Origin of the sequence: Shimia isoporae, from assembly GCF_004346865.1 — a bacterium.
GTDB classification, from domain to species: Bacteria; Pseudomonadota; Alphaproteobacteria; order Rhodobacterales; family Rhodobacteraceae; genus Shimia; species Shimia isoporae.
In genome coordinates this window covers 1,092,795-1,109,670 of record NZ_SMGR01000001.1, presented here as the reverse complement: position 1 = coordinate 1,109,670, position 16,876 = coordinate 1,092,795, and the positions used below count along the sequence as shown (strand labels likewise).

At 58.3% G+C, this 16,876-nt stretch carries 14 protein-coding genes; 11 read left to right on the top strand and 3 right to left on the bottom strand.

The features are described 5' to 3' along the window. Positions 1–16 precede the first annotated feature (16 nt). The 10 genes from acs to BXY66_RS05425 all read left to right on the top strand — a co-directional run bounded on the left by acs (position 17) and on the right by BXY66_RS05425 (position 11,542). On the top strand, positions 17–1,981 hold the full coding sequence (gene acs, locus BXY66_RS05470; protein WP_132859149.1) for an acetate--CoA ligase: 1,965 nt from the start codon (positions 17–19) through the stop codon (positions 1,979–1,981). 3 nt (positions 1,982–1,984) lie between these two features. After that, the gene (locus BXY66_RS05465) at positions 1,985–2,668 is read left to right on the top strand and encodes an adenylate kinase (protein ID WP_132859148.1); all 684 of its coding nucleotides are present in this window, start codon (positions 1,985–1,987) and stop codon (positions 2,666–2,668) included. Between the two features lie 64 nt (positions 2,669–2,732). Beyond that, entirely contained in the window at positions 2,733–2,990 is a 258-nt protein-coding gene (locus tag BXY66_RS05460; RefSeq protein ID WP_132859147.1) for a DUF4212 domain-containing protein, read from the top strand. Between the two features lie 15 nt (positions 2,991–3,005). Further along, positions 3,006–4,793, top strand: coding sequence for a sodium:solute symporter family protein (locus tag BXY66_RS05455; protein WP_132859146.1), 1,788 nt, complete (start codon positions 3,006–3,008; stop codon positions 4,791–4,793). 106 nt (positions 4,794–4,899) lie between these two features. Beyond that, complete coding sequence (locus BXY66_RS05450; protein ID WP_132859145.1) at positions 4,900–6,729, top strand: DUF294 nucleotidyltransferase-like domain-containing protein; 1,830 nt, start codon at positions 4,900–4,902, stop codon at positions 6,727–6,729. Positions 6,730–6,745: 16 nt separating this feature from the next. Continuing rightward, the gene (locus BXY66_RS05445) at positions 6,746–7,264 is read left to right on the top strand and encodes a hypothetical protein (RefSeq protein ID WP_132859144.1); all 519 of its coding nucleotides are present in this window, start codon (positions 6,746–6,748) and stop codon (positions 7,262–7,264) included. Position 7,265: 1 nt separating this feature from the next. Beyond that, positions 7,266–8,675 (top strand): 3'-5' exonuclease, encoded by a 1,410-nt coding sequence (locus BXY66_RS05440; protein ID WP_132859143.1) that lies wholly within the window; start codon positions 7,266–7,268, stop codon positions 8,673–8,675. 128 nt (positions 8,676–8,803) lie between these two features. Then, a complete protein-coding gene (locus BXY66_RS05435; protein WP_132859142.1) occupies positions 8,804–9,310 on the top strand; it encodes a flavin reductase family protein in 507 nt (168 codons plus the stop codon). A gap of 130 nt (positions 9,311–9,440) precedes the next feature. Further along, entirely contained in the window at positions 9,441–10,382 is a 942-nt protein-coding gene (locus BXY66_RS05430) for a bifunctional enoyl-CoA hydratase/phosphate acetyltransferase (protein WP_243694298.1), read from the top strand. Beyond that, on the top strand, positions 10,379–11,542 hold the full coding sequence (locus BXY66_RS05425) for an acetate/propionate family kinase (RefSeq protein ID WP_132859141.1): 1,164 nt from the start codon (positions 10,379–10,381) through the stop codon (positions 11,540–11,542). Before BXY66_RS05430 ends, BXY66_RS05425 begins: the two co-directional genes overlap by 4 nt. A 71-nt stretch (positions 11,543–11,613) precedes the next feature. On the opposite strand, the gene BXY66_RS05420 is transcribed toward BXY66_RS05425, so the two are convergent. Then, positions 11,614–12,039 (bottom strand): hypothetical protein, encoded by a 426-nt coding sequence (locus BXY66_RS05420; protein WP_132859140.1) that lies wholly within the window; start codon positions 12,037–12,039, stop codon positions 11,614–11,616. A 139-nt stretch (positions 12,040–12,178) separates the two neighbouring features. Here BXY66_RS05420 and BXY66_RS05415 point away from each other — a divergent pair, with 139 nt between their 5' ends. Then, positions 12,179–12,808, top strand: a complete 630-nt coding sequence (locus BXY66_RS05415) for a MarC family protein (protein WP_132859139.1) — start codon at positions 12,179–12,181, stop codon at positions 12,806–12,808. Positions 12,809–12,857: 49 nt separating this feature from the next. Here BXY66_RS05415 and BXY66_RS05410 read toward each other — a convergent pair whose 3' ends face one another. Together BXY66_RS05410 and BXY66_RS05405 are read right to left on the bottom strand one after the other, a co-directional pair. Next, positions 12,858–16,070 carry a reductive dehalogenase gene (locus BXY66_RS05410; protein WP_132859138.1) on the bottom strand — a complete coding sequence of 1,071 codons (3,213 nt, stop codon included), beginning with the start codon at positions 16,068–16,070 and terminating at the stop codon, positions 12,858–12,860. A 103-nt stretch (positions 16,071–16,173) separates the two neighbouring features. Continuing rightward, positions 16,174–16,866 (bottom strand): fumarylacetoacetate hydrolase family protein, encoded by a 693-nt coding sequence (locus BXY66_RS05405; RefSeq protein ID WP_132859137.1) that lies wholly within the window; start codon positions 16,864–16,866, stop codon positions 16,174–16,176. Positions 16,867–16,876 lie beyond the last annotated feature (10 nt).

Below are 16,876 nucleotides of genomic sequence, written 5' to 3'. Positions count from 1 at the left end.
GAGGAGAGGAGCCTCTATGTCGCCTGATACCGTTGTTAACCACACATTCCCGCCCTCCAGCGAGCTGGCCGAAAACGCCCACATCACCGCTGCGCGCTACGACGAGATGTACGCGTCGTCTATTAGTGACCCAGATGGTTTCTGGCGCGAGCATGGTCAGCGTGTTGATTGGATCAAGCCTTTCACGACGGTGAAGAACACGTCGTTTGCGCCGGGCAATGTGGACATCAAGTGGTTCGAAGACGGCACCCTGAACGTGTCGGCCAACTGTATCGACCGCCACCTCGCCGAGCGCGGCGGGCAGACCGCGATCATCTGGGAGCCCGACAGCCCGGACGAACCCGCGCAGCACATCACCTATGCCGAACTGCACCGCCGCGTCTGCCGCTTTGCCAACGTGCTCGAGGAGCTTGGCGTACGCAAGGGCGACCGCGTGGTGATCTATCTGCCGATGATCCCCGAGGCGGCCTATGCCATGCTCGCCTGCGCCCGCATCGGCGCCATCCATTCCATTGTCTTTGCCGGCTTCAGCCCCGACGCGCTGGCCGCCCGCATCAACGGCTGCGATGCAAAGGTGGTGATCACCGCCGACACCGCCCCCCGTGGCGGGCGCAAGACCGCGCTCAAGTCCAACGCCGATGCCGCGCTGCTGCACACCAAGGACACGGTCAAATGCCTCGTGGTCAAGCGCACCGGCGACCAGACCACCTGGATCAACGGCCGCGACTTTGACTACAACGAAATGGTGCTGGAGGCGGACGACTACTGCAAACCCGCAGAGATGAACGCCGAAGACCCGCTCTTCATTCTCTACACGTCCGGTTCCACCGGTCAGCCCAAGGGCGTGGTGCACACCACCGGCGGCTACATCGTCTATGCCTCGATGACCCATGAGTACACCTTCGACTACAAGGACGGCGACATCTTCTGGTGCACGGCGGATGTGGGCTGGGTCACCGGCCACAGCTACATTGTCTATGGGCCCCTGGCCAATGGCGCGACCACGCTGATGTTTGAGGGTGTGCCGACCTATCCGGACGCATCGCGCTTCTGGCAGGTCTGCGAGAAGCACAAGGTCAACCAGTTCTACACCGCCCCCACCGCGCTGCGGGCCCTGATGGGTCAGGGCAACGAATATGTCGAGAAATGCGACCTCAGCAGCCTGCGCATCCTTGGCACCGTGGGCGAACCGATCAACCCGGAGGCCTGGACCTGGTACAATGACGTGGTCGGCGGCGGCCGCTGCCCGATCGTGGACACCTGGTGGCAGACCGAGACCGGCGGTCACATGATGACCCCCCTGCCCGGCGCCCATGCGACCAAGCCCGGCGCGGCGATGAAACCGTTCTTCGGCGTGCATCCGGTGGTGCTGGACCCGCAGTCCGGCGAAGAGATCACCGGCAATGATGTCGAGGGCGTGCTGGCGATCAAGGACAGCTGGCCGAGCCAGATGCGCACCGTCTGGGGCGATCACGAGCGCTTCGAGAAGACCTACTTCGCCGACTACAAGAACTACTACTTCGCCGGCGACGGCTGCCGCCGCGACGCGGATGGCGACTACTGGATCACCGGTCGCGTCGACGACGTGATCAACGTGTCGGGCCACCGCATGGGCACCGCCGAGGTCGAAAGCGCGCTGGTGGCGCATGCTGCCGTGGCCGAGGCCGCCGTGGTGGGCTACCCGCATGACATCAAGGGTCAGGGCATCTACTGCTACGTGACGCTGATGAACGATCAGGAACCCAGCGACGAGCTCAAAAAAGAACTCCGCACCTGGGTCCGCACCGAGATCGGACCGATCGCAAGTCCCGACCTCATCCAGTGGGCCCCGGGCCTGCCGAAAACACGCTCCGGCAAAATCATGCGACGCATCCTCAGAAAAATCGCCGAAAACGACTACGGCAGCCTTGGAGATACCTCCACGCTGGCCGATCCGTCGGTGGTCGATGATCTGATCGACAACCGCATGAACCGGAGCTGACAGATGCTGGACACACCAAAATCCACCGCGCCGGTGCTGATCCTGCTTGGCCCTCCCGGGGCCGGTAAAGGCACGCAGGCCCGGATGCTGGAAACCTCCTTTGGCCTTGTGCAACTCTCGACCGGCGACTTGCTGCGCGCCGCGGTGGCCTCAGGAACCGATGCAGGCAAACAGGCGCAGGCTGTCATGGCAGCAGGAGATCTTGTCTCGGACGAGATCGTCATTGCCATCCTGCGCGACAGACTCGCGGAACCGGATTGTTCCAAAGGCGTAATTCTTGACGGGTTTCCCCGCACCACGGTGCAGGCTGAAGCGCTGGACGCGCTGCTTTCGGAAACAGGGCAGCGGATCAATGCCGCCATCAGCCTTGATGTTGATGACAGCGCGATGGTCACACGCATTTCCGGCCGCTACACCTGCGGCGCTTGTGGAGAAGGCTATCACGACAGCTTCAAACAGCCCGTCAATGAAGGCGTTTGCGACAATTGCGGCGGCTCCGATTTCAAACGTCGGGCTGATGACAACGCCGAAACCGTGGCGGCCCGTCTTGAGGCCTATCACGCACAAACCGCGCCCTTGATCGCTTTTTATCAAGCGAAGGGCGCGCTGCAATCCGTCAACGCCATGGGCGAGATTGACACGATTGCCAAAGAACTTGGGACCATCGTCGGAACCACTATGGTCTGAGGGAAACCGGAGGCGGCAGGGGCTGCTTCCGAGGAGGAAACGGAACAGAGAAGGAGGAGACTTCATGTCCGAAAATTCATCCACCAGCGCCTATTGGTCAGCCAATGTGCGCATCATCCTGATCAGCCTCGTCATTTGGGCGCTGGTCTCGTTCGGGTTTGGCATCCTGCTGCGCCCAATGCTCGCGGGTATCACCGTTGGCGGCACCGATCTCGGCTTCTGGTTCGCCCAGCAAGGGTCGATCCTGGTCTTTCTGGCTCTGATCTTTTTCTACGCCTGGAAGATGAACAAACTCGATGCCGAACACGGCGTTGAAGAATAAGAGGGCTGAGGGACAATGAGCCAATTTGCTATCAACCTGCTGTTTGTGGGCGCGTCCTTTGCGCTTTACATCGGCATCGCGATCTGGGCCCGAGCGGGCTCCACATCGGAATTTTACGCCGCGGGCCGCGGCGTTCACCCTGTCACCAACGGTATGGCAACCGCAGCCGACTGGATGTCGGCAGCCTCGTTCATCTCGATGGCGGGCCTCATCGCCTTCACCGGCTATGACAACTCTTCCTTCCTGATGGGCTGGACCGGCGGCTACGTTCTGCTGGCGCTGCTGCTTGCACCTTACCTGCGCAAGTTCGGCAAGTTCACCGTGTCGGAATTCATCGGCGACCGCTTCTACAGCCAGACCGCCCGCATTGTGGCAGTTGTCTGTTTGATCGTGGCCTCCACCACCTACGTGATCGGCCAGATGACGGGTGTGGGCGTGGCCTTTGGCCGCTTCCTCGAAGTCTCCAACACAGCCGGTCTTCTGATCGGTGCTTGTGTGGTCTTCGCCTATGCGGTTTTCGGCGGCATGAAGGGCGTGACTTACACACAGGTGGCGCAATACTGCGTGTTGATCACAGCCTATACCATTCCGGCAATCTTCATCTCTCTGCAGCTGACCGGCACTCCGATCCCTGCATTGGGGCTGTTTGGCGAACACGCTGCTTCCGGCGAGCCGCTCTTGGCGAAACTGGATGCGGTTGTCACCGAACTGGGGTTCAAGGAATACACAGCGCATCACGCGGATACGCTCAACATGGTACTCTTCACCCTGAGCCTGATGATCGGTACCGCAGGTCTGCCGCACGTGATCATGCGCTTCTTCACTGTTCCCAAAGTGTCTGACGCGCGCTGGTCTGCGGGCTGGACTCTGGTGTTCATCGCCCTGCTCTATCTGACTGCTCCGGCGGTTGGTGCAATGGCACGCCTGAACATCTCCGAACTGATGTGGCCGAACGGCGGCATCGAGGGCGGTGCTGTGACAACCCAGCAGATCGAGAACGACCCCGAGTATGACTGGATGGCAACCTGGCAGAAAACCGGTCTTCTTGATTGGGAAGACAAAAATGGCGACGGCAAAATCCAGTACTACAACGACCAGAACCCTGAGCTTCAGGCGCTTGCAGCGGAGAAAGGCTGGGAAGGCAACGAGCTGACCAAGTTCAACCGCGACATCCTTGTGCTGGCCAATCCGGAAATCGCGAACCTGCCTTCTTGGGTGATCGGTCTCGTGGCAGCCGGTGGTCTCGCGGCCGCCTTGTCGACCGCAGCGGGTCTGCTGTTGGCGATCTCATCAGCCGTGTCTCACGACCTGATCAAAGGCGCAATTGCTCCGAACATTTCGGAAAAAGGCGAACTTCTGTCTGCACGGATCGCTATGGCAGTGGCCATTGTGGTGGCGACCATTCTGGGTCTGAACCCGCCAGGCTTTGCCGCGCAAACCGTGGCTCTGGCCTTCGGTCTGGCAGCGGCCTCGATCTTCCCGGCGCTGATGATGGGGATCTTCTGGAAGAAGATCAACAACACCGGTGCAGTGGCAGGTATGGTTGCGGGCATCTCCGTAACGCTCGTCTACATCTTCCTGCACAAGGGCTGGCTGTTCATTCCGGGCACCAACAGCTTCACCGACGCCGATCCGCTTCTGGGCACGATCAAGTCGACAAGCTTTGGCGCAATCGGGGCCATGGTCAACTTCGGTGTCGCTTATGTGGTGGCGTCGATGACCAAGGAAACTCCGGACGACATCAAGGCTCTCGTCGAAAGCGTGCGCATCCCCAAAGGTGCTGGCGCGGCACAGGACCACTGATCGGTTTTCCCCACCGATCTGGGGCGGCGCGCCTCCCGGCACCGTCCCAACCTCCTGTCCCGCCCGGCACCTGTCGGGCGGGATTTTTCAATGATAGAGTGCAGTTATGCCCCTGACCCAAGACCAGATCACCCGCTTCCTGCGTTCCGTGCACCCTTATGATGCACTTCCGCCAGACGCGCTGCCGGACCTAGCGGCGAGTTTCGACGTCTGGGAGGTCGAGAAGGACTTTGCCGTCTACGATCTGGGTGAGAAGCTTGCGGGCCTGTTTATCGTCTACGAAGGCGTCATCGAAGTCCGAGACGAAAACGATGTTGTGGTGTCCCACCTTGGGTTGCGCAACTCTTTTGGCGAACGCGGCCTGTTACGAAATGGCATGGCTGTCACGTCAGCACGCGCTGAAGAACATGCACTCCTGCTGGTGCTGCCGGCTGCAAAATTCCGCGCTTTGATTGCCGAACACGAACCGGCACGACGTTTTTTTGATCGATCTCGTTCCGCACGCAAAGCATCTTCAAACGACCTCGCGACGTCGCGCGTAGACAGTTTCATGGCCCGTACGCCGGTCTCGGTTGTACCGGATACAAGTGTCGGAGACGCCGCGCGTCTTATGCGCGGCAAAGGCATTTCGTCCCTTTGCATCATGCAAGGAACAGCCCTCTCCGGCATACTGACTTCCGGCGATCTTGTCGGCAAGGTTCTGGCCGAAGCACGCCCATTGGATACGCCTGTCTCGGACGTGATGTCCCCAAACCCGATCAGTTTGCCGCCAACGGCAATCGGATCCGATGTATTGCACGTGATGATGGAACGCGGCATCGGCCATGTACCGATTGTGGAGGCCGGAAGGCTTATTGGCATCGTAACTCAGACCGATCTTACCCGCGTACAGGCTGTCAGCTCGGCAGAACTCGTCGCCGAGATTGCCAATGCCCGCACAGCGCAGGATATGGCGAAGGTCACCGCGCGCATTCCCCAACTTTTGGTCCAACTCGTTGCCGGCGGAAACCGCCACGAAATCGTCACGCGACTGATCACCGATGTCGCGGACACGGCGACGCGACGCCTGCTTGCAATCGCCGAAGACGAACTGGGGCCGCCGCCTGTGCCTTATCTGTGGCTGGCTTGCGGATCTCAAGGCCGTCAGGAACAAACCGGCGTTTCGGATCAGGACAACTGTCTGATCCTAGACGACAGTGCCACCGACGATATGCGAACCGGATATTTTGCAAAACTTGCCCAAATCGTCAGTGACGGTCTGGATACGATCGGCTATTTTTATTGCCCCGGCGATATGATGGCCACAAACGCGCGATGGTGTCAGCCTCTCGCCGTCTGGCGCCAGTATTTCAAGGGTTGGATCGACACACCCAACCCGGAGGCGCAAATGCTCGCGAGCGTGATGTTCGATCTGCGTCCAATTGGCGGCACCTTCGATCTCTTTGCAGATTTACAGGAAGACACGCTGAAAGCAGCCTCTGCCAACTCAATTTTCGTCGCCCACATGACCGGCAATTCGTTGGGTCATCAGCCGCCACTCGGCCTGCTTCGGGGCTTGGCCACCATTCGTTCGGGCGAGCACAAAAACCAATTGGATATGAAGCACAACGGAGTTGTACCCGTGGTGGACCTCGGACGGTTGTATGCGTTGCAGGGGCAACTTGCGGAAACCAACACCCGCGCCCGACTTAAGGCAGCGCAATCGGCTCAGGTGCTCTCTTCAAGCGGCGCAGCCGACTTGCTGGATGCCTATGATCTGATTGCGCAAACCCGACTGGAACATCAGGCCAGGCAAATCACGGCAGGCGAAAAGCCGGACAATTTTCTAAGCCCCGCCGCCCTCTCGGATTTCGAACGCAGCCACCTCCGCGACGCCTTTGTCGTTGTGAAATCGTTGCAATCCGCTATCGGTCACGGCAAGGGCATGCTGGGCTAAGACGAAGGACCATGGAATGTTTGTAGAACTCATCGCCACTTTTGTCGCCGGGATTGCCGGCGCTGGCCTGATGATGCTGATCTTGCGCGTCACCGGCAACCGGCTGCCGCGTTGGTTGGTACCCGTCACCGCCGGTCTGGCCATGCTCGCAGCTACCATAACCTCCGAGTACGGTTGGTATGATCGCACAATTGAAACCATGCCAGAGGGGTTCTCGGTTGTGCAAACCGTCGAGAACCGTGCGGTCTACCGTCCCTGGACATACGTCGTGCCATTTGTCGAACGCTTTGTCGCGCTGGACGCAACGAGCCTTCAAACCAATTCGTCCCTGCCGGATCAACGTTTGGCGGACGTCTACTTTTATGGCCGGTGGTCGCCGCTTAACCGCCTCACTGTGGTTGCGGATTGTGTCCAAGGCCGCCGTGCCGCGCTGGTCGACAATGTCGCGTTCACGGACACGGGCGCACTCGAAGGCGTAGACTGGGTTTCCGTGTCTGACGACGACCCGCTTCTGATTGCTATCTGCGAGATCTGATATGACCCGCCTGAGCCTGCGCCTGCGTATCCTTCTGTTCTTTGCCCTCATGGCTGCGGGCGGCATTCTGGTCGTGGCACTTGCTCTGTTTGCCGGCTATCGCCATTCCTTCGAAGGCGGCGCCGGTCCCGGTTTTATGCTTGCAGCTATCATATCGGGGTTTGGCCTTTTGGGCCTCGCCACGGCGATATGGTTTCTGTTCGACGAAAACGTCGCAAAACCTATCGAAAGGCTCGCTTCGACCTTGCGTGTGCGGGCTCATGCCGGCGTACCGGCCGCGTTGGATACACACGCAGCGCGCTATCTTGGTGACCTTGCCCCCGCTGCGGATGCCGTGACGACACAGCTCGATGCACAGACCTTGGACGCCGCCGAGCTTGTCGCACTGGAAACCGAGGCGCTGTCTGATGAAAAGAACCGCCTCACGGCGCTTTTGTCGGAAATACCTCTCGCGATCGTTCTGATCGGACCGACACATCGCATTGTGCTTTACGATGGCCAGGCCGCCAGCGCTCTGGCGCAGATTGCCCCGCCCCGCCTGAACGCGTCGATCTTTGACTATTTCGACAAAAGTGTACTGCTGGCGGCGCACGATGAACTGGTTAAATCGGATCGCGAAATCCGCTTTGAGGCCACATGCCTCAACGGCGACGTCAGCTTCGCCGCCCGCCTGAAACCACTGGGCACGGCGCGCGGATACATGATGCTGATTGACGAAGCGCACACCCATCTCTCGCCAGAAGCGTCGCGCCCCCTGACATACGACTTCGACCTGCTCAGCAACGCCGGCCCTTCCGATCTTTTGAAACTCCCGATCGACCGCGTGCCGTTTGTGGTGTTTGACAGCGAGACGACAGGGCTGCTGCCGCATAAGGACGAGGTTGTCCAACTCGGTGCTGTTCGGGTGTTGCGCGGCATGATCGTGGCAGGCGAAAAGATCGACCGTCTTGTCAATCCCGCTCGCCCCATCCCACCGGCTTCAACAAAAGTGCATCACATCACAGATGCTATGGTGGCAGACGCGCCGCCATTTCAAACCGTGGCGACAGAGTTTCATCATTTCGCCCGCGACGCTGTGATCGTTGCCCACAACGCGCCTTTTGACATGGCCTTCCTGCATCGGCGCGCCAAAGACTATGATCTGGCATGGACCCATCCAGTTCTGGATACGGTTCTGCTCTCCGCGGTGCTGTTTGGCACCACGGAAAGCCATACGCTTGACGCGCTCTGTTCGCGCCTCGGCGTGTCCATCCCGCAGCATTTGCGCCACACAGCGCTCGGTGACGCGCAGGCCACGGCAGAAGTGTTGTGCCGGATGCTACCCATGTTGAAATCGCGCGGCTTTGATACCCTGCAAAAGGTCATCGAACAGTGCCAGAAACACAGCCGCCTTCTGGAAGATTTGAACTGAAACACCTGTATCCGCAATTTTTGCACAAATCCCGCACCTGTACGTAAATCCATTGCAGCCCCTTGCAACAGCAGCCAATTCGCTTCAATGCTGCCCCAAAGCACACAGGCACAGACGGCAGGCCCTTGATGGACATCATCTCAGAGGTTTTCGAACCCACCGCGGACAACGAACGCCCTTATCGCAATGCGTTGGGCAGTTTCGCCACCGGCGTGACCGTCATCACAACACTGACTGACAGCGGACCGATTGGCATGACAGCCAATTCGTTTTCCTCCGTGTCGCTTGACCCGCCGATGGTCCTGTGGTGCCCGGCGAAGAACTCTGACCGGTTCGAGCCTTTCGCCTCAGCCAAACACTATGCGATTCATGTATTGCGCCATGATCAATACGACCTCGCACTCGAATTCGCACGCCGCGCTGATGCGTTCGAAATGGTCGATCCATTCCCGGGACATGACAACGCGCCCATCTTTGACGACTGTCTTGCGCGTTTTGAATGCACCACGGCGGCAGCTCATGATGCGGGCGATCATGTGATCATGGTCGGCAACGTCACCCGCGTTTTGCTCAATCAGGGTGCGCCTCTGATTTGGTCGCAACGCGACTACGGCACCTTTGCCGAAGGCGTCTAGGCCCCTTCCCCGCCGGAACCCTTGTCAGATCAGTCGCGGATGGCGAAACTATGCCGATCCCGCGAGGTTTTTGTATTCCTGAAATCTGTTGCGGCTATTGAAGCAAATACATTCAGTTGTGGAGATTCCCTTGGACCCGAACGCCCCCCACCAGAACAGCTTTGACGATATGCTCGCGGCCACCGAACCGCTGGACCCGATCCCGACCGCCGTTGTGCACGCCTGTGACTCCGCTTCGCTCGAAGGCGCATTGGCTGCACGGGACCGGACTTTGATCACTCCAATCCTTGTCGGCCCTGAAGCTCGCGTTCAAGGCGCTGCCGAAGAAGCCGGACTGGATATTTCCGACATGGAAATCGTCGACGCGGAACACAGCCATGACAGCGCAGAGATTTCTGTCCGGCTTGTACGTGAAGGGCGGGCGCAGGCCCTGATGAAGGGCGCCTTGCACACGGACGAAGTCATGAGCGCCGTTGTTCACAAAACGCACGGCCTGCGAACGGCGCGCCGCATGAGCCATGTTTTTGTGCTCGACGTACCGACCTATCCCAAACCGCTGCTGATCACGGACGCTGCGATCAACATTTTTCCGGACCTGATGGTCAAAGCTGACATTGTTCAGAACTCCATCGAATTGGCCCAGGCCCTGGGCGTGGACATTCCCAAGGTTGCAATCTTGTCCGCGCTGGAAACCATTTATCCCAAAATTCCTTCCACGCTGGAAGCCGCTGCCCTTTGCAAGATGGCAGACCGTGGCCAGATCACCGGCGGCATTCTCGAAGGACCCCTGGCGTTTGACAACGCCATCTCAGCGAAGGCGGCCAAAACCAAGGGCATCGTGTCCGACGTGCCTGGCGATGCGGATATTCTGGTCGCCCCGGATCTCGAAGCCGGCAACATGATTGCCAAACAGCTGATGTATCTTGCCGGTGCAGACAGCGCGGGGCTCGTTCTTGGCGCCCGTGTTCCGATCATGCTGACCAGCCGCGCCGATGGCACGCTATCGCGCCTTGTGTCCGCCGCGCTGGCGCAGCTCATGGTGCACCATAATCTTGGAAAGGACTTGATGTGAGCACCGCCAAGAAAGACGCCTTTCTGGTCCTGAACGCCGGTTCGTCATCTATCAAATATGCCGTTTACGGCACCGACCTGACCCTGCATCTGCACGGACAGGTCGACCGTATTGGCCTCGGACCGGCCTATCACGGTGGCAAGAATGAGATTGATCTGCCTGTTTCGCCGGACGCCACTCACGCCGAGGTTCTGGACTGGCTGCTTAACCACATCAAAGGGCTCAGCGACGAATTGCGCATTGTCGGCGCGGGTCACCGCGTCGTGCATGGTGGGCAAGACTTTGCAGCCCCTGCCCGCGTCACCGACGCGGTAATGGCCAAGCTGGAAAAGCTGGCACCGCTTGCTCCCGCCCACCAGCCGCACAATCTCGCTGGCATCCGCGCCGTTGCGCGGCGCTTGGCAGACATCCCGCAAGTCGCCTGTTTTGACACAGCTTTTCACCGGACCCAGCCGCGCATAGCGCAGCTTTTTGCAATCCCACGCTCGTTTTCTGACGATGGCGTGTTGCGCTACGGTTTCCACGGTCTGAGTTATCACTACATCTCGACACAGCTTACACATCATCTGGACGTCCCAAACGGCCGCGTGATCGTCGCACATCTGGGCAACGGCGCCTCTATGTGTGCGATGCAGAACATGAAATCCATCGCCACAACGATGGGCTACACAGCGCTTGACGGTCTGGTCATGGGGCGGCGCTGCGGCGAGCTTGATCCTGGTGTTATTTTTCACATGCTGCGCGATCGCGGCATGACCGTGGAGGAAATTGAAACCACATTGGGCAGCAAATCCGGATTGCTCGGTGTGTCCGGCATCAGCTCAGACATGCGCGACCTGCTCGCATCCGACAGTCCGGCGGCAGTCGAGGCCGTGGATCTCTTTGTCTATCAAGCCGCCAAGAAGATCGGCGCGCTCGCGGCAACGCTCGGAGGTCTGGACGCGCTCGTCTTCACCGGCGGCATAGGCGAAAACGCCGCGCGCATTCGTGCCCGTATTTTGCAAGCCTGTGCATGGCTCGGAGCGGACATGGACGAAACCGCCAATTTCGCTGGAGCGACGCGCATAACTACGCCAAACAGCCGCCTTGCAGCACATGTGATCCCCACAGACGAAGAGCGCATCATTGCCGGAGAAACCCGCCGATTGGTGACGGGCTGAGCTGCCATTTATCCGGGTTCGCCCGTCACACCTCAGAAACGCACTTTGAGTGGCGCGGCACATGGGCCGCGCTAACGGAAACCGGCCCGCAACAGTTCTGCGATCGAGCTTTCGTTGCGGCCCATTGCATTCAACACTTCGGCTTCGCTCCGGAAGATCAGGACAGTCAAATTCTCGATCTGGCCCTTCGCAATCTCACGATGTGCTTGAGCCAGCCCGAAACCAACATCATCAGGCGCATAAATATAGTGCGTCGTCAGTTTCGCTTGCATCTCATAGTGAACGGCCAATTGGGACGTATGCGCGTCCATGCTCTCCACGACAAGTTCTGTACCTTCAACCTCGGAAAGATCGGTCAGTTCAGACATTCCCGGCAAAAAATCGGGGTGCTCCACCGTCGCAAACATTGCTTGCTCCGTTTCCCGGGTTTTAACAAAACCGGAATACTTGGTGTAAACGAGATTCAGCTCTTTGCTGACGGTTACTTCAAAGCCCATGACGGAATGCAAATACAATCCCAACTGTCAGTCAATCCCGGCTCCGCACCTAATCTGGAAAATTTTATTTTTCCAGAGCCGCACCCGGTTCATTCAACAATCGCGTGACATCCCATGACAGCCTCCCTAGCGTGCTCTCATGGATATTTTTGAACGCTTTGTAACGCTTTGGGTTGTGATCGACCCGATCGGCACCATTCCCGTTTTCATAGCTGTGACCGCAGCAATGACCACACCGGAACGCCGCAAGACCGCGTTGCTCGCATCAGCCGTTTCCGCGGGAGTGTTGCTGTTCTTTCTCGTATTTGGCCAGCTTTTGATCGATGGTCTCGGTATCAGCCTCCTGTCGTTCCAGATCGCAGGCGGCATTGTCCTGTTTCTCTTTGCTCTCTCGATGATTTTTGGCGAGTCCAAACCCGAAACGGACAAGCATTCTGCAGACATCGACGCCGAACTGCCCGAGCGCCCCTCACCCGCAGTGTTTCCGTTGGCGGTACCGTCCTTGGCCTCACCCGGGGCAATGCTGGCAATCGTGCTGATGACAGATAACAGCACCGTTCCGATCACCGATCAGGCGTTCACCGGCGCCATTATGCTCGCAGTCCTTTTGGTCGCATATCTTTGTATGCTCGCGGCAGGTCCGATCATCCGGCTAATTGGCAATTCGGGCGCTGCCATTGTCAGCCGCGTGATGGGCATGATCCTCGCATCTGTGGCCGCCGACCTTGTGCTCGGGGCCATGTTGGAGATCTCCAAGAACGGCCTCTAGCCGCGACCGACGTGATGCAGACGGAATACCGACGTTTTGCAGACAGGACTCACAGATCGATTTCGACCACGCCACCGGCATCCTTTGCGCGGCTCTGGCAAAGGATGACCGAAGTCTCTCGTTGCTTGTTGGACAGCACGAAATCGCGATGCTCCACCTCGCCGGAAACCAGTCCACACTTGCAAACCCCGCAGATCCCGTCACTGCACTTCACGTCCACATGAACGCCGTTTTCCAGCAAAACATCGGTCGCGATTTTATCTTCAGGAACAATTAGTTCCCGACCATCTTTCAACTTCAATCTAAATTCGAAGTTTTCATATTCCGGCTGTTCCGGCACAGAGAAATACTCTAGGTGGCGCGCGTCGTCCGGAAAGCCTTGCCGCTCAGCTGCAGCCATGACCCCGTCCATGTACCGATCGGGTCCACATGTATAGACGTGCCACCCGTCCTGATACCCTGCTAGTATCGCGTCCAGATCCGCCCGCGTGCCCTTGTCCGAAAAGTGGAACTCGACTTTATCCGCCCACGGCATCCCTTTGAGATCATTGATGTATCCGGCACCATCCTCGCGACTAGCTGAATAGTGTAGCGAGAAGTCCCGCCCCAGTTCATGCAACCGGTGCGCAAAGGCGATCATGGGCGTTATGCCAATGCCGCCGCCCATCAGAAAGGTCCGGGTCGCACTTTCTTCGAGCTCGAAGTGGTTTATTGGTTTGGACACAAACACCTTTCGGCCTTCAGAAAAAATCCTGTGAAGTAAGGCACTTCCGCCCCTACCTTCATCTTCACGCAACACACCGATCTGATAGGTATCACGATCGTTAGGATTTCCGGACATGCTGTATTGACGCAAAAATTCGGGAGCAACAAGCACGTCAAGATGCGCACCAGCGGTCCATTCGGGCAACGCCGAACCATCCAGCGTCCGGAACTCATATTTCGTCACGTCTGCCGTCATCGCTTCAACCGCGCTGATTTCAACACGCACAACCGGGGCATCCTCCGAAGAAGGAACAGAGTATTCATGCACAACTGACATATCGCCCGCCGAGATGCGCGACTTATATTCCTCCGCAGAAACCATTGATTCATATGCGGAAATACCGGCTTCCCGGTCCATCGGAAAAGGATAGGGCCACGGATGTGGCGCCAACTGCGCTGGATAGACTGCCAGTGTTTGATCCTCGTATTTCAAGTCCAGATCAACTTGCAGATCTCTTCGATTCAAAGGTTGCTTGGTCGGGCGGTACGCGCCGTCCTCCTCAAGTTCGAGGTCCCACCACCACTTCTTCACATCGTTCAACCCGCCGTTGCCGACGGCGTCGTCTAGCTTCGCCAAAGGTTTGGCTAGGCTCGGGAAGTTGCTGGCGGCCCAGCGGAAAGGTGCTTCCGCAAACAACCCTTCGAGATTCCAAGGACAGGTTTTCATACATCGACCGCACATCGCGCCACCAGGTGTGGTCACCCGATATGTAGCGCATTTCTGGCTGTCCGATTTCCAAATTTCGTAGCCATTAAACATCCGTTTCGGGCCGGCCGTAATGGCTCCGGACGGGCATTCTCGAGCGCATTTGTTGCAACTCTCACAGAAGTTTTGCAGCCCAAAATCAATGGGTTGATCATGGTCCATCGGCATATCTGTGGTAATCGCACCAGACTTCAGACGCGGCCCCAGATAGGGATTCAAAATGACCTCCCCGATGCGGCTCACTTCTCCGAGCCCCGACAGCAACAACAGCGGTGGCTGCAAGACTTCACCGTCCATAACGGTATGGGCTTTGGCGTTGTACCCGAGGTTACGGATCTGTTGTGCGATCACGCCGCCAAGCAACGAAAACCGCAGGTAAGCGCGCATGGACTGAGCCACACTGATCCAATCGTCACCGCTTGCACCCTCCATTGTTTCATAGCCCTGATCGATGATCATGCTAATGGCCTGATCGTGTGTCGGATTGATCGGTTCGCCGGTGGCGTCGTGGCTATACCACGCCCACTCCGGACACCGGCTCAGACCTACGGCATCTACACCAAGAAAGTAGCTGGCTGCTTTGAGATTTGCTGCGTTACGCTCCGCATCTGTGGGCTTTTCAACGTCTGCGCTTTCACCGTCCTGCAGTAGGACAAACGCACCAAGCGCACGCCTTTGGGCCATGCTCGGCGCGGCCTTACGAACATAGTACCCCCCTTTGGCCGCGTCCTGAAGTGGCTTGCCCATGTCCCCGAATTGCGCCCGCGCAAACATATCCGCCCGTTTTGGCACCCGCGCCACACGCGCTTCGTCGATGTAGGTCGTAGGTTCTTTGACTCGCTTCAACCTCTCAAATGGATGTGCCCCTTTCACGTAGTCCCGGTTGCGAAACGGATCCTGATTGAGGCTGGATTTGGCAAACCCCTTGCCAAGCCACCACGCCGGCCCTTGGGTCCGGAACCAAGGCTGTTTCGCCATCGGGGCCAATGGCAAGTCATGGGCCAGCTCCATATCAGTGGTCACAACTGCAAGGCCGTAACGCGTACCCAGCCAGGGTGCCACCAAGTCTTCACCTTCAGGGCTGAGCAATCCCGCCGCGACGCCCAGCCGCCCCAAGTCAACATCGGTGGACGTCGCTGTATGGGCCTTGGCATTCCACCCCAACAGGCGAATGTAATTGGCAATCACCACGGCTGTCTCAGTGGCTCGCAAACAGGCCCTGTGGTCCTGTGCATCCATGATCCAATCGCTGCCAGGTTCCCCCCTTTCCGGATCGCGCATGTGCTCCACCAAGAAAACGATCGCCGTTCCCTGCCCCTCGATGCTGCTCGGCGGGGCTTCCATGCTGTCTTTGAGATCGGCCATTATCAGGTCAATTCCGGAGGCGAGAGTTTTGGTCTGACGCGTTTTCAGCGCGTGCGCCAACCTGTCGATCTCCGGATTGCGACGGGGCGTTTGCAAAACGGCCTCAGTCGGTACAGGCCCAATACCGACCATGGACGTATCACTAAAGTATCCAAACGCTTTCAGATGGTTGGACCGTTCCTGGAGGTCTATTGGCACCGCAGAACGCACCTGATTTACAAGCCCATCTCTGAGCGCATCCATCATTGCCTGAAACTCGCCCATCGCATTGACGATACTTTCGGGACTCTCCGGCCTGCTGAAACTCAATGTGCCGTCGCAAGGAACTGCACCCAGCGAAGGCATTGACCCACGCTCCAACCGCTCAAGCGGATACGGGCCCATATGCACAGGCCGTGATTTGTCTGAAAAGAACCTGATCCCCATTGCCTAGCGCTCCCTTTCGCGTCGGTCCGGCCCAAACTGCACGGCTCTCTATGGGGAGGCAAGCGGAAAATGAACGATCATTCAGTCCTGATCTATACGGAGGCTATTTGGTCAGAGACAGGGAGATGGGATCAAGCCCATCGATGAAACCCGTAACGGTCTGCCCAGCCGAAACCGGCCCCACGCCCGCCGGTGTGCCGGTCATCACGACATCCCCAGGGTGAAGCGTGTAAAAACGTGACAAATGCATCACCAGTTCAATCGGCGACCACACCATTTCGGCGAGCGAGGCATCCTGACGAATTTTGCCGTCAACCTCTAAGGAAATCCGCTGGTTACCCAATGCACCAAAGTCTTCCACCGGCGTCATCCGCGCAAAAACCGCAGAATTTTCGACGTCTTTACCCAAGCTCCACGGACGACGGTTGTCCTTTCCGTCTTGTTGCCGGTCCCGCCGCGTCATGTCCAGGGCACAACCAAAAGCAAAGATCGCCCCAGCGGCTTCAGCTTCGTCAGCATTGGAAACCTCCAAACCGATTGCAAAAGCCAGCTCCATCTCGTGATGATAGTTTTCCGTACCGCTTGGATACGGCACCTCGGCACCGCTCAGAACAGCATGCGCAACAGACTTCGTGAAGTACCACGGCGCTTCACGATCGACCTCTCCACCCATTTCGGCGGCGTGGGCGGCGTAGTTGCGACCAACGCAAAAAATACGGCGGACAGGTAACCCGCTGTCATGGCCTTTGACAGGAATTACGAAAATGGGAAGTGGGTCGAACAACAATGACGGCATTGGCCGGGCT

What these genes read in the sequence shown, in the direction of transcription:
- BXY66_RS05415 (WP_132859139.1), top strand. Translation starts at nt 12,179, where the DNA reads ATGGATATTTTTGAACGCTTTGTAACGCTTTGGGTTGTGATCGACCCG.
- BXY66_RS05420 (WP_132859140.1), bottom strand. Translation starts at nt 12,039, where the DNA reads ATGGGCTTTGAAGTAACCGTCAGCAAAGAGCTGAATCTCGTTTACACC.
- BXY66_RS05405 (WP_132859137.1), bottom strand. Translation starts at nt 16,866, where the DNA reads ATGCCGTCATTGTTGTTCGACCCACTTCCCATTTTCGTAATTCCTGTC.
- BXY66_RS05435 (WP_132859142.1), top strand. Translation starts at nt 8,804, where the DNA reads ATGGACATCATCTCAGAGGTTTTCGAACCCACCGCGGACAACGAACGC.
- BXY66_RS05465 (WP_132859148.1), top strand. Translation starts at nt 1,985, where the DNA reads ATGCTGGACACACCAAAATCCACCGCGCCGGTGCTGATCCTGCTTGGC.
- BXY66_RS05445 (WP_132859144.1), top strand. Translation starts at nt 6,746, where the DNA reads ATGTTTGTAGAACTCATCGCCACTTTTGTCGCCGGGATTGCCGGCGCT.
- BXY66_RS05450 (WP_132859145.1), top strand. Translation starts at nt 4,900, where the DNA reads ATGCCCCTGACCCAAGACCAGATCACCCGCTTCCTGCGTTCCGTGCAC.
- BXY66_RS05440 (WP_132859143.1), top strand. Translation starts at nt 7,266, where the DNA reads ATGACCCGCCTGAGCCTGCGCCTGCGTATCCTTCTGTTCTTTGCCCTC.
- BXY66_RS05455 (WP_132859146.1), top strand. Translation starts at nt 3,006, where the DNA reads ATGAGCCAATTTGCTATCAACCTGCTGTTTGTGGGCGCGTCCTTTGCG.
- BXY66_RS05460 (WP_132859147.1), top strand. Translation starts at nt 2,733, where the DNA reads ATGTCCGAAAATTCATCCACCAGCGCCTATTGGTCAGCCAATGTGCGC.
- BXY66_RS05410 (WP_132859138.1), bottom strand. Translation starts at nt 16,070, where the DNA reads ATGGGGATCAGGTTCTTTTCAGACAAATCACGGCCTGTGCATATGGGC.
- acs (WP_132859149.1), top strand. Translation starts at nt 17, where the DNA reads ATGTCGCCTGATACCGTTGTTAACCACACATTCCCGCCCTCCAGCGAG.